Raw genomic sequence first — 12,390 nt, forward strand, 5'->3', positions numbered from 1 at the left:
GATGCCGATACTGGCGACTCGCCCCTTCACCGCGAGTCGCTCTCATGGCCAACGAACGCATAGAACCCCTGCAACTGAATCTCGGATCGCTGCGCAGCGCGATGTCGCTGACGCTGCACACGCACCACGCTTCGCGCATCTGGCACGGCCGTGCGCCGACCGAGGGGCGCCCCGGCATCATCGGTCTCAACGGCTTCATCGGCGCCATGAACAAGATGAAGCGCGGCGCCGAGCAGGACGACCCGTACTCGGACTGGTGGATGTTGCGGATCGAGGACAAGCTCGCCGACACCAAGACCCGCTTGCAGACCCTGCGCGAACAGGTGGATCAGGCCTTGGCCGACGTGCCAGCGGCGCTGTCCCTGGGCGAGAACATGAACGTGCAGCCGGTGAAGCTGCCGCTGTTCGTGAACGCCCAGCTCGGTTTCATGGCGGTGTATCTGCTGGCCGACTACGACGACCTGGCACGCAAGCTCATCCTGGCGCACCACACGGCGCTGATCGACCGCAGCACCTTGGAGCGCTGGCTCAATGATGGTGCGCACGCGCTGCGCAGCCTGTTCTCGCTGGCCCAGCAGTACCGCTACTCGGGCACGACGCGCGACGACTTCGCGGCGAAGAACGCGGCGGCGCGAGCGGCGCTGGAGAAGTTCGGCGAGTTGCCGCAGGACGTGCTGGAAGGCACGCGCCGCTCGCGCTTCGCGCCACCCATCGCGCGGCGGTCGAACAAGCCCGGCACGCCGCCTGCTGAGCCTGCCATCGTGCCCGATGCGCAGGCTCCCACGGGTGGCGCAGCCGATGGTGCCGCGGGCGATGAGGGTGCTGGCGCATGACAGCATCGCCCCCTATCAGCCACTCCACGCGCTTCGTGGCGCTGGAACAGGCGGACTTCCAGCGGCTGGAACATGCAGGCTACCTAAAAGGCCTTTTACAGCCTTTTAAGGGTAAGGGGAGTCTGGAGACCTGGGCCAGCCAGTGCGCAGCGCTGCGCGACGACGTGATTGGCCTGGCGCAGCGGCGCGTGCTGCCCCAGGCGCGCGCCTATCCATTCAGTCTGCTCGACGTGCAACTGGCCCAGCAGGCCACTGGCGCAGGGACGACCTTCCTGCGCTGGCGCAACCTCGACCGTTCCTCCATGGGCGTGGCGTTGTGGGAGGCCCTGCTGGCCAACCCCGCGACGCCGGCCTCGCTGATCGACGAGCTGTACGCGATCGAACTGCAGCGCATCGTGCTGAACATGCAGATCAGCCTGACCCACAGCATCGCCCGCCAAGCCCTGGAATGCGCCAACAAGGCCGCGCAGGCCGAAGCGGCTTACCTGCGGCGCGTCCACGGGCATACCGCGTCCGTTCCACCCACCACCAAGGAGTCTCCATGAGCACGCACTTCGTCGGCGAGGGCAACATCGGTTCTGCGCCGGACTACCGCGAATTTCCGAACGGCAACGACGAGCCACGTCGGCTGCTTCGCCTGAACGTCTACTTCGACAATCCGATCCCGAAGAAGGACGGCGAGTACGAAGATCGCGGCGGCTTCTGGGCGCCCGTGGAGCTGTGGCACCGCGACGCCGAGCACTGGAAGACGCTATACCAGAAAGGCATGCGGGTGCTGGTCGAGGGCCGCACCGTGCGCGACGAATGGGAGGACGCCGACGAGAACGAGCGCGTGACGTTCAAGGTCGAGGCGCGGCGCGTGGGCATCCTGCCGTACCGCATCGAGTCGGTGGCGCTCAGCACCAAGCCGGCCGGCGGACAGTAATTCGCCCATCGCCGTTCCCCCGAGGGCGACTGTAGCAACCGTCATACGCCCACGATGCACCAGCGAGCTATCCCCAGGGGATAGCTCCAAGGTCGTCCACGGAGTTCCAGCCGCCCTCCCGAAACGACGCTCTTGCTGTGCCAGCTCCTACGATCTATGCACACCGCTGCGGCAACGAACCGCCTGCCGATCACAAAGCGGTGTCTGCATCAATCGACTTCCTTGCTGCCGGCATCTCCTGGCCCCGCCAAGCTGACGCCCATCCGATGAACCGCACATTTCCAAGGAGGCTTCATGCGCGTTTTCCTGTGCGAGAAGCCGTCCCAGGGCAAGGACATCGCCCGTGTGCTGGGTGCCGGTCAACGCGGCAACGGCTGCTACAGCGGCGCGGGTGTCGTCGTGACCTGGTGCATCGGTCATCTGGTGGAGGCGGTTCCGCCCGAAGGCTACGGCGAGCAATACAAGCGCTGGGCCATCGAGCAACTGCCCATTCTTCCTGAGCGTTGGCGTGTCGAGCCCAAGGCGGCGACCGCAGCGCAATTCAAGGTCGTGCAGCAGCTCGTCGCCAAGGCGGGCGAGCTGGTGATAGCGACCGACGCCGACCGCGAGGGCGAGATGATCGCCCGCGAGATCATCGACCTGTGCGGCTACCGCGGGCCGATTCAGCGCCTGTGGCTGTCGGCGCTCAACGATGCGTCGATCCGCAAAGCGCTGGGTGCGCTCAAGCCGTCCGCCGAGACGCTGCCGCTGTATTTCTCCGCACTCGCCCGATCGCGCGCCGACTGGCTGATCGGGATGAACTTGAGCCGCTTGTTCACACTGCTGGGGCGTCAGGCCGGCTATATGGGCGTGCTGTCGGTGGGGCGCGTGCAGACGCCGACGCTGAAGTTGGTCGTGGATCGTGATCGCGAGATCGCGCGATTCGTCTCCATGCCGTATTGGGCCGTGGATGTGCTGCTATCCCATGCCGGCCAATCCTTCACCGCGAGCTGGATACCGCCCGAAGGCAGCACGGATGCAGCGGGTCGCTGCCTTCAGCAGCCGGTGGCGCAGCAGGCTGCGGATCGCATTCGCGCGGCACGCGATGCGCAGGTCGTGTCGGTGGACACCGAGCGCGTGCGCGAGGCACCGCCGCTGCCATTCGATCTGGGCACCTTGCAGGAAGTGTGTTCGCGTCAGCTCGGCCTCGATGTGCAGGAGACGCTGGACATCGCGCAGGCGCTGTACGAGACGCACAAGGCGACGACCTATCCGCGCAGCGACTCGGGATATCTGCCCGAAAGCATGCTCGCGGAAGTGCTGGCGGTGCTCGATGCACTGCTCGCCACCGATCCCAGCCTGCGGCCCTTGATCGGCCAGCTCGACCGCAACCAGCGTTCGCGCGCCTGGAACGACGGCAAGGTGTCGGCTCACCACGGCATCATCCCGACGCTGGAGCCCGCCAACCTGTCGGCCATGAACGAGAAGGAACTGGCTGTCTACCGGCTGATCCGCGCCCATTACCTCGCGCAGTTCCTCCCGCACCATGAGTTCGACCGGACGGTGGCGCAGTTCTCGTGCGGCAGTCAGTCGCTGGCGGCCGTGGGCAAGCAGATCGCCGTCATCGGCTGGCGTGAGGTGCTGGCGACGCCGGGGCCGGACGATGCCGATGGCGAGGATGCGCAGCGCAGCCAGGTGCTGCCCGCCCTGCATGCGGGCCTGTCCTGCCCGGTCGGAAAGGTGGATCTCAAGGCGCTGAAGACGCTGCCGCCCAAACCCTACACGCAGGGCGAGCTGATCAAGGCCATGAAGACCGTCGCCAAGTTCGTGACCGACCCGCGCCTGAAACAGAAGCTGCGAGATACCACCGGCATCGGCACCGAGGCGACACGCGCCAACATCATCAACGGTCTGATCGGTCGCGGCTACCTGGTCAAGAAAGGCCGCGCCGTCCGCGCTTCCGACGCGGCATTCACGCTCATCGACGCGGTGCCCTCGGCCATCGCCGACCCCGGCACCACGGCGGTGTGGGAGCAGGCGCTCGACATGATCGAGGCCGGCCAAATGGCGCTGGACACCTTCATCGAGAAGCAGTCCGTGTGGGTCGGCCAGCTCGTGCAGCAGTACCGCGGCGCAACGCTCTCGCTCAAGCTGCCGCCGGCGCCGGCCTGCCCGCAGTGCGGCGCACCGATGCAGCAGCGCACGGGCAAGAGCGGCGCGTTCTGGTCCTGCTCGCGCTACCCGGACTGCAAGGGTACGTTGCCGATCGAGTCCCCGACGGGCCGGCGCAGCGCACCGCGCAAGCGGCGCGCTGCCTCCAAGGCGTCCTGATCCTCGCTTTCCCCCTGCCGCGCCGGCCACTTCACTGGCGGCGAGGCAAACGTCCCGCACCGCGCGGGACTCCAAAGCGCGCGTCTCCTTCTGCAACGGTGTGCGCGCCCCGTCTGCCCGCCATCGGGCGACGGGGCGAGAAGGTCATTGCTCCCACGAATCGCGCCCGCCGCCATTCCCTTGATCGGTGTGCCTTGCCTCGGTCACGAGGGGCTTCCTGACGCCTTGCCGCCGCGCGAGCCGTGAGGAGGCCCCTTGGGCCGAGGGTATTCCGTGCCGGTGCCCGCCGGCGAAACATCGGGCTCCCTTTGTGTGTGGATGCACGCCAGAGGTTTCCGGCCCCAGCCACGAAACGGGCCGGGTGCGATTGCTGACGCAGCGAACGGCTTTGACGACGGCCTGCGCTGACGCAGCCCACAGGTGGTTTTCCTTTCTCTTCAGCCGAAGGCCCGTGTGGCCTTCGGCGCCCTGGTCTTTGCCTTGTCCCGTGACGCGGGCCATTGCCCTAAAGCGGGCCGTCCGCGATTCGGTTTTCCCTGCGACGGCAGCCATGCTTCGCGCCCATCCTCACGCCATGCGTTGCTGACAGTCGTCAGCGGCATGCCCTGGCAGTCTCGGTCTTCAAGACTGCAACGCGGTTCGCCGCGTCGACCGATCCAGTCCGCTTCGCATCGCCCACCGCGGACGCTCGCCGGCCTGGCGACGATGCACTTTTCTCAACCACCCGAGGGGAACCCCATCCCCTGCGGGATGCGTGCTCCCCGACCCACCAAGGAGCACGGCATGTCTGAACCTTCCGCATCTTCCTCTGCAACCGCAGTGCGCAGTGGTGCGCTGGCGCTGACCTGGACCGGCAAGCGTTTGCCGCTACAGGTGCTGCGCAGCGCGGCCGGCCACTACATCGGCACACAAGACGACGAAGGCCCGGTATCGCGGGAGTCCGTCGAGTATTTCCCGAACCACCTCGCAGCACAGCGCGCCCTGGATACCCATGCCTGGACACAGCGCGCTCACGCCTGATTCCCACCCTTCAAGGAGTTCTCTCATGAATCTGTCTTTACCCGAAGACGTGCTCGATCAGATGGCGCTGGAACAGGCGCACTTCGACGCTGCACCGCAGGCCTTCTTCGAGGCCTGGAAGCGCGGCGCGCAGATCGCCGGTCACGAGTGGTTCGGCGACGGCACACGCGAAGGTCTGCAGCGTGCCACCACCAAGTGGGACCTGCGGCCCAACATGCTGATGCTCAACGACGCCCTGGGCGTGCTGAGCAGCGGTCAACGCATGTTCCTGTCCGCGATGGTGAGCTTCTACAACTCCCGCGAGGGCGGCGCGATGCTCAAGCGTTGCGGCTTCGAGGGGCTGTCCGACTTCGGCGGCCTCGATCTGGAACGGCGCCAGGTCATCGCTGACCTCACGCTGCACTACAACGGCTGGTGAGCCGCGCCTGGCAACCCACCGTCCTTTCATCCCACCCCACGAGGGACATGCGTCCCCGTTCGGGGCCATGTCCCTCCTTCCTTTCGCAGGAGCGGCCATGTCCCGAATCACCATCTTCCACTGACCTGCACCGCCCGCCACCAGGGCGGCCCGACGCCGCGGCCGGCTGACCGGTTGCCACTTCATCCACTCGCTGGGGTTCAATCCCCGGCAGGGGATTGCCTCGGCCATCCTCTGCTGGAGGAATCCCATGTCTCATTCCAAAAACCCCTTCGTCCGCGGCTACGATGGCCTGTCCGTGCAGCGGCTGCTGGCGATTTCCTACGACGACGACTGCCCGCTGAGCTATCTGCCGCTGCACGTCTCGCAGTCGCACCTGCCGGACAGCGAGGTCGAGCGCCATGCCTGCGTCTTCTGCGACGACTTCGCGCTGATCACCGAGGGCCAGGACGTGCCGCCCGAGCTGGACGCGCAGTGCCCCAGCCACGGTCTCGCCCGAAACCTCGTCTACGCCGTCATGGCCGAAGAAGCCGGCCAACCGCTGCACGTCGCCGATACCTACTCCGAGGAAGCCGCGCGCGAGGTGGTGCGGCGCCTGCGCTTCGAGACCGGCTTCTACAGCCGTGCCTGGGAAATCAGTTCGGCGCACATCACCGAAGAGGCCGGCCGCTATCTGGCCAACCTGGCCGACATCGCCACGCCGAGCGGTTTTCTGTTCGTCGCCTTCCGCATCCCGTACAGCCCCGCGATCGGCGTGAAGTTGATCGCCACCCCCTGGACGGATGCGAACCTGCAGCATGTCGAGGGCATCACCGCCGAAGAGCTGCGGCAGGAGCACCGGGCCAAGGGCGTGCCGGAGTCCTTCGTGGAAGTGTTGCACCTGGCTGCGCTCGCTGACGTTCGCATGTTGGTGTTCGATGCCGACGCGCCCGTGCTGGACGGGCTGACGCTCTACGACGACGAGTAACCCGCAACCCATTCGAGCCCCACGTCGGGGCTCTTCTTTTTCGCGGAACGCGGTGCCGGCGCATTGCCGATTCCCAACGGACGGCCGCCGCCATGTGCCGCACGCTGGCCGCATGTTCGCTGGCGTTGCCGGCAGCATGCCCAGGTAGTCGAGACCTTCAAGACTGCGGCGCGGTTCGCCGTGCTGGTTGTTTCGTTCTCCGGGCGCATCCGCGTCCATCCACCTCACCCTCAAGGGACAGACCTCCCTTGCGGGCGGGAGTCCCTTGGTTGCCACAAGGAGTCTCCCCATGGATACCCAAGCCATCCGTGCACAGATGCCAACGCTTGTCGTCGGTCATGTGCCTTCCAACGTCCGTTCGTTCAAGTTCAACATCTTCGACGGCCAGCCCAAGGTTTCGACGCTGGGCTTTCACATCGACCCGAAGCCTTTCGAGGGCAAGGTCATCGCCACCACCGACGAGGCTATCGTCGTCAAGACGGGGCGAGCCGAGTTCGCGGTGCTCGATCGCACGCTCGTGACCCAAGTGCCCGACGAGGGCGCCAAGGTGCAGGTCGAACCCTATGTCAGACGCCGCTTCGACGGTCGGCGGGCGGACACGCCCGAGGAGCACACCGAGTTCACGGGCGACGGCCAGCCCTACACGGTGAAGCGGTTCGTGCTCGGGTCCGCACCGGCGAAGCTGCCGATCCCCGAGCCGCGCTGCCCCGACCTGCAGGAACTGATCGACCAACTGGAGCAGTTGCCCGCTCCCGACGGCTTCCGGCGCATCACCCACATGCTGGTGGACGCCGGTGCTCGGGACATCACCTGGGTCGATCCGCTGCCCGCCGACATCATCCGCACGCCACCGGCCATCGGCTTCACCGTCGCCACGATGAAGTTCCAGGGTCACGTCACCGTGCTGTATGAGCGTGGCCTCGACCTCTACGCGGTGGAGCTGCGCCGCGACGGCGAGCTGATTGAACGGGTCGATGAGGTGTTCTTCGACACCCTCGGCGAGACGCTGGAACGGCTGATCGACGACGGGAGCTGGCGCCGCATCCGAGTGCAGTGCCTGTTGTCGGGTCGCAAGGCTGTCCGGCACTGATCTCCCAGCAGCTTCCCGCCTTCGCGGCGGGAAGCCTCTCTTCCTGCATCCCTGGAGATCACACCCATGACTGTTCGATTCAAAGGCACGGAGCTGCGGCCCGTGCTCGCCGAAGCGGTGGCGAATCAATGCCGCGTCATCCTGGTCAAGGATCAGGGCGTGTACTTCCTGGCCGAGCGCGGCGAGCGCCGACCCGATGGTCGCCAGAAGACCATCGCCTATGCCGCCGGCTGCAACCCGGATGTCGATGCGTTCGATGACTGGTGGGAGCTGGCGCGCGCCGAGTTCGGCGGCGATGACTTTGGCGAGTTCTTCGATCCGCAGGAGGGCGTGTTTGCGCGCATCCTGCACAGCGAGGACGACCTCGACGTGTCCGCCACCACGACACACCTGTCGCTGCAGGCGGTTCCTCCGCCCAGCGGTAACTGACCGCCCATCCCTGGCCCCCGCTCCGGGGGCTTCTTTCTTCCCGGCAATGCGGACAGCCGCGAGTGCCGATTGCCGCTCGCATGCGCGCCGTCCTGGCGCCACGCTTCCGGCCATGTTCCGCTGACGTCCGTCAGCGACATGCCCAGGCAGCCACGATCTTCAAGGCTGCGATGCGGTTCCGACCGCGTTGATCACTCCAGTTCGCACCGGCATCCATGCGCGAACGGCCATCGGTTTTCGATGGCGATGCCACCAAGCTGTTCCATCAACCCACGCGGGGGTTCCACACCTTCCCCGCCTTGGGTCGGGTGTGTCTCCGCCTCTTTGTTCCCAGGAGATTCACCATGACCACTTCCAACGAAAAGTCCTACTTCGATCTGCACATCACCGGCCTCGGGTACCTCAATCGCATCCGCGAAGTGAAGCCCAAGAAAGGCGATGCGTTCCTGGCCTGCGACATCGCGGCTCTGAACGGTCCCAGCGATGACGTCTCGTATGTGCGTTTCGACACGCGCGTATCGGGTTCGGAAGCGCAGCACCTGGTGCGCCGCTGCATTCAGGCCGTCGACGCCGAGAAGAAGGTGATGATCGGCTTCCGCTTGGGCGACCTGTGGACCGACACCTTCACCTACTCCAAGGGCAAGCGTGCCGGCGAGCAGGGGGTGAGCCTCAAGGCCCGCCTGCTGTTCGTCAGTTGGATCAAGGTCGACGGCAAGCTCGTCTACAAGGCCGAACCCAAGCCGACCGAGACCGACGAGCGGGACCCGGAAGTCCCTGTGACGTCCGACGCGCCCGCCGCGCAGCAAGCCTCGGCACCGGAGCCTTCCAAGCCCCTCGCCGATGCTGCCGACGACGCTGCCGATGCCCCCGCATTGGCCGTTGCCGAGTCGTTCTGATCCGCAAGGCCCAATCCCCGGGGCCTTGTCTTCTCTTCGTCCCAGGAGACCTTCATGATCACCATCCCCGGCCAACTGGCCATCAAGACCATCCACGGCAGGAACGGCGACTTCAACGTCGGCCGCCTGGCGACCTCGATCGGCGAGTTCGTCGTGAAGAACGCCGAGCTCGATCAGTACCGCGAGGGCAAGTACGACGGTGATTTCGTCATCGTCGAGATTCGCCCCTCCACGTACAACGCCAACGGCCGCATGGTCATCGAGATCCGCGCCCATCTGGGCGGGATGACGCTGTCCAACATCGACGCCCTGAGCCGCGACGAAGCCCGCCGGCTGAGTCCGCAGGAAGTCGATCCGATCGACGAGGAAGCGCAGGCGCCCGTGCCGGCAACGCCCCCGGCCAAGCCGAAGGCGAAGCCGCGCAGTCCGCGCGATCCCCTGGTCGATACCACGCCGTTCGGCAGCGAACCGGCTCCCGTGTCCGCTGCGGCCTCGGCCGAGGCAGACGACGCGGCGCTGTTCGGTGCCTTGTGGCCCCTGGGCGAGACCGTGAAGCTCGATGCGACCGTGGATCGTCGTGTGCTGCGTCAGCAGCGAGACCGTCTCGACAAGCTGGGCTACGAGTTCGCTCCGTTGTCCCAGGACTGGCACCTCAAAGCTGCCTGATCCATCCGCCGCCTTGCGCGGCATACCGCCACCCGCCGGGGTTCTCCCCCGACGGGGAGGGCTCCGGCCTTTTCTTCAAGGAGACCCTCATGGGCTGGACCTTCGTTCGTCAGACGCGCGATCAGTTGATCCGCGAGCTGATCGCTCCGCAGGCGTCCGAACGCGCTTGCTGCGAAGTCATCGACCACACGCTGGACGGCGACGTTCTGTGGACCGTGGTTCGCGTCACCGCCAGGCAGGCGGGCGTCATGGGCCTCACGGCCGGTGAGTCCGTCTGCTACATCGGCTGCCACCTGCTGGAAAGCTCGGGCGGCGATTGGGGCTACAAGTCCCTCGATGAGTCCGTGCATCCCTACTACTACTCGTGCCCGCTGCGCTATCTCGACATGGCGCCGGTGCAAAGCCCCGAGTGGCGCGAGCGGGTTCACCGCTTCCACGCGGGCCGCGCTGTCTAGCGGAACGCATCTTCCTTCACCCAACCGGGGCGAGCATGGCCCCGCGGGCTGTGGTTGCTCCTTCATTTCCAAGAGGACATCACCATGCCTGCACCTTCTTCCGCGAAACCGCTGTACCGCATCGACGAATGCCCCGACCTCATGGCCGACGGTTGCGTCGGTGACGAGCAGGGCAATCTGGTCTTTCTCTCGATCTGGGCGCGCGACACCGCCGTTCAGGAGTTCCTCGCCCGTCTGACCCTCGGCCGGGATGAACAGGGGCTGGATCAGTTCCACGTCATCACCGAGCAGGGCGCATCCATCCCGGTCTTCGTCGGCAACGTCGAGAACCTGGAAAAGCGCATCACCCGCGCCTACCGGCGAACGCTGTTCGGTTCGCTGACGAATGTGTGGCTGTTCGATCGTCGCAGCGTGAAGCCAGACAAGGCCAACGCCAGCGCGCTGGCGCTTCTGCCCAGGGACTCCGCTCACCGGCTCGACCGGCTGTGGACGCTGGTGCAGGACACCTGCCCGCTGCCACTGCTCGACCACTGGCGCGACACCGTGCTGGAGCTGTTGCAGACACGGCGGATGCTGACCGGTCTTCCCTTGGCCCTAGGGCCACTGGAAGGCCATCGGCTGGCCCTCGATGTCCCGGCGCTGACGAAGGCGCTGGGCGAACTGATTCGCAACGGCACCCTCGGCGCCACGCAGTACGAACTGGCCGCGAACGCACCGCTTCGGCGTGTGGCGTGAGCCATCCCCACGGGCATGCGCGCCGCGCGTGCCCGCCTTCCCTCATCCATCATCAGGAGAAATCCATGGCACTCATGTTTCCGCGCCTGGCGCGCAATTTCATTCGTAACGGCTACTTCCCCACCGACGAGCCGACGCTGGAGCGGGCCTTGTCCGCACTGGCGCCGTCTCCCGGCTCCATGTCCATCCTCGATCCCTGCGCCGGCGAAGGCGTGGCGATTGCCGAAGCCGCCCACGCCCTCGGGCGCGAGCAGGTCCAGGCCTTCGTCGTCGAGTACGACGCCGAGCGTGCCCGCCACGCACGGCAACTGGTCGATCGCTGCATCCACGGTGACCTGATGGACACGCTGATCTCGCGCCAGTCCTTCGGGCTGCTGTGGCTGAACCCGCCGTATGGCGACCTGAGCAAGGACGTGAACGGCAACATCGGCTATCAGGGCCAGGGCCGTGCGCGGCTGGAAAAGCTGTTCTATCAGCGCGCGCTGCCGCTGCTGCAGTACGGCGGCGTGCTGATCTTCATCGTGCCGTCCTACGTGCTCGACCCCGAGCTGGTCGGATGGCTGACGCGCCACTTCGCCGACCTGCGCATCTACCGTGCGGTGGAAACGCAGTTCAAGCAGGTGGTGATCTTCGGTCGCAGGATTCGTCAACGCGACCAGGCGTCGGAGTCGGTCAAAGCCGTGCGCGGTCTGCTGCTGCAGATCGGACAGGGTGACGCCGAAGCCGAGGAACTGCCGCTCGAATGGCCGTTCCTGCCGTACACCGTCCCTGCCAGCCCGGCCGAGCCGGAGCACTTCTATCGCGTGACGATGGAGCCCGAGCAGTTCGCCGATGAAGTCGGCCGGCTACAAGGACTCTGGCCGGCGCTCGATACGCACCTGGGCGCCGCGCAGCAATCGCTGCGTCCGCCCGCGCGGGCCTTGTCGCACTGGCATCTCGCCCTGGCCCTGGCCGCAGGCGCGATCTCCGGCGTGGTGACGTCCAAGAGCGGGCGCGTGCTGGTCGTCAAAGGTGATACCCACAAGGAGAAGACCCTCCAGACGGAGTACACCGAGCGCGACGACGGCTCCGTGGCCGAGACGCGCATCCTCACCGACAAGTTCGTGCCGGTCATTCGTGCATGGGATTTGACGCTGGGCTCGCCCACGTGGGGCGAAGTGCTGACCATCCGCTGATCGCTGTTCCCTGACGGTTCGCCGTCGCTTTCATCCACCCACCGGGGTCACGTTGCCCCGATGGGGTGCCGTGGCCCCTTCTTCCAGAAGGAGATACCACCATGGCACTCGCAGTCCTCAACCTCGCGTCACAAGCACGCTTTTCGCCCGGGCAGGTGGTCATGACCGCCGGCGTCGACGAGCTGGTCCGACAGGGTCGGCTCAACCCCACGCCGTACCTGCGCCGCCATCTTCATGGCGAATGGGGCGATCTGAGCGACAGCGATCGGCGATTGAACGACGCCGCACTGAAGTCCGGTGAGGATCGTCTGTTCTCGTCCTACCAGGTCACGCGCGACCTGAAGCTCTGGATCATCACCGAATGGGATCGCAGCGTCACCACGCTGCTGTTGCCCAGCGAATACTGATCCGCATCCAGCAGCCTCGTGCCGCTTCTTTCTTCCCACCCAGGGGCATGTCACCGCCCCGTGG

15 protein-coding genes are annotated in these 12,390 nt (G+C 66.2%); all 15 read left to right on the forward strand.

Going from position 1 to position 12,390, the window contains the following annotated elements; all coding sequences use genetic code 11:
- Window positions 1–44 precede the first annotated feature (44 nt).
- The 15 genes from CW305_RS17855 (at window position 45) to CW305_RS17930 (ending at window position 12,326) form a co-directional block, all read left to right on the forward strand.
- The gene (locus tag CW305_RS17855; protein WP_014819582.1) at window positions 45–833 is read left to right on the forward strand and encodes a PFL_4669 family integrating conjugative element protein; all 789 of its coding nucleotides are present in this window, start codon (window positions 45–47) and stop codon (window positions 831–833) included.
- Entirely contained in the window at window positions 830–1,378 is a 549-nt protein-coding gene (locus tag CW305_RS17860) for a DUF3158 family protein (protein ID WP_004362273.1), read from the forward strand. The genes CW305_RS17855 and CW305_RS17860 overlap by 4 nt, the downstream gene beginning before the upstream one ends.
- Window positions 1,375–1,758, forward strand: a complete 384-nt coding sequence (locus CW305_RS17865; RefSeq protein ID WP_003141056.1) for a single-stranded DNA-binding protein — start codon at window positions 1,375–1,377, stop codon at window positions 1,756–1,758. Before CW305_RS17860 ends, CW305_RS17865 begins: the two co-directional genes overlap by 4 nt.
- 294 nt (window positions 1,759–2,052) lie before the next feature.
- On the forward strand, window positions 2,053–4,068 hold the full coding sequence (locus CW305_RS17870; RefSeq protein WP_104098537.1) for a DNA topoisomerase III: 2,016 nt from the start codon (window positions 2,053–2,055) through the stop codon (window positions 4,066–4,068).
- A 783-nt stretch (window positions 4,069–4,851) separates the two neighbouring features.
- Entirely contained in the window at window positions 4,852–5,088 is a 237-nt protein-coding gene (locus CW305_RS17880) for a hypothetical protein (RefSeq protein ID WP_011805444.1), read from the forward strand.
- 25 nt (window positions 5,089–5,113) lie between these two features.
- The gene (locus tag CW305_RS17885; RefSeq protein ID WP_003141051.1) at window positions 5,114–5,506 is read left to right on the forward strand and encodes a hypothetical protein; all 393 of its coding nucleotides are present in this window, start codon (window positions 5,114–5,116) and stop codon (window positions 5,504–5,506) included.
- Window positions 5,507–5,756: 250 nt separating this feature from the next.
- On the forward strand, window positions 5,757–6,473 hold the full coding sequence (locus tag CW305_RS17890) for a DUF5983 family protein (protein ID WP_003294150.1): 717 nt from the start codon (window positions 5,757–5,759) through the stop codon (window positions 6,471–6,473).
- Between the two features lie 289 nt (window positions 6,474–6,762).
- Window positions 6,763–7,563 (forward strand): hypothetical protein, encoded by an 801-nt coding sequence (locus tag CW305_RS17895; protein WP_003294149.1) that lies wholly within the window; start codon window positions 6,763–6,765, stop codon window positions 7,561–7,563.
- 66 nt (window positions 7,564–7,629) lie between these two features.
- Complete coding sequence (locus CW305_RS17900; RefSeq protein ID WP_003294147.1) at window positions 7,630–7,992, forward strand: DUF3085 domain-containing protein; 363 nt, start codon at window positions 7,630–7,632, stop codon at window positions 7,990–7,992.
- A 344-nt stretch (window positions 7,993–8,336) separates the two neighbouring features.
- The gene (locus tag CW305_RS17905; RefSeq protein WP_024162449.1) at window positions 8,337–8,888 is read left to right on the forward strand and encodes an STY4534 family ICE replication protein; all 552 of its coding nucleotides are present in this window, start codon (window positions 8,337–8,339) and stop codon (window positions 8,886–8,888) included.
- A gap of 54 nt (window positions 8,889–8,942) precedes the next feature.
- On the forward strand, window positions 8,943–9,554 hold the full coding sequence (locus CW305_RS17910) for a DUF3275 family protein (RefSeq protein WP_003294141.1): 612 nt from the start codon (window positions 8,943–8,945) through the stop codon (window positions 9,552–9,554).
- A gap of 89 nt (window positions 9,555–9,643) precedes the next feature.
- Window positions 9,644–10,009: a hypothetical protein gene (locus CW305_RS17915; protein WP_003294139.1), complete on the forward strand. Its 366-nt coding sequence runs from the start codon at window positions 9,644–9,646 to the stop codon at window positions 10,007–10,009.
- Between the two features lie 84 nt (window positions 10,010–10,093).
- Window positions 10,094–10,744: a hypothetical protein gene (locus CW305_RS17920; RefSeq protein ID WP_003294137.1), complete on the forward strand. Its 651-nt coding sequence runs from the start codon at window positions 10,094–10,096 to the stop codon at window positions 10,742–10,744.
- Between the two features lie 65 nt (window positions 10,745–10,809).
- Complete coding sequence (locus tag CW305_RS17925; RefSeq protein WP_054093709.1) at window positions 10,810–11,919, forward strand: DUF6094 domain-containing protein; 1,110 nt, start codon at window positions 10,810–10,812, stop codon at window positions 11,917–11,919.
- Between the two features lie 101 nt (window positions 11,920–12,020).
- Complete coding sequence (locus tag CW305_RS17930) at window positions 12,021–12,326, forward strand: hypothetical protein (RefSeq protein WP_014819587.1); 306 nt, start codon at window positions 12,021–12,023, stop codon at window positions 12,324–12,326.
- Window positions 12,327–12,390: the final 64 nt, after the last annotated feature.

It is taken from the genome of Stutzerimonas kunmingensis, from assembly GCF_002929225.1.
Taxonomy (GTDB): domain Bacteria; phylum Pseudomonadota; class Gammaproteobacteria; order Pseudomonadales; family Pseudomonadaceae; genus Stutzerimonas.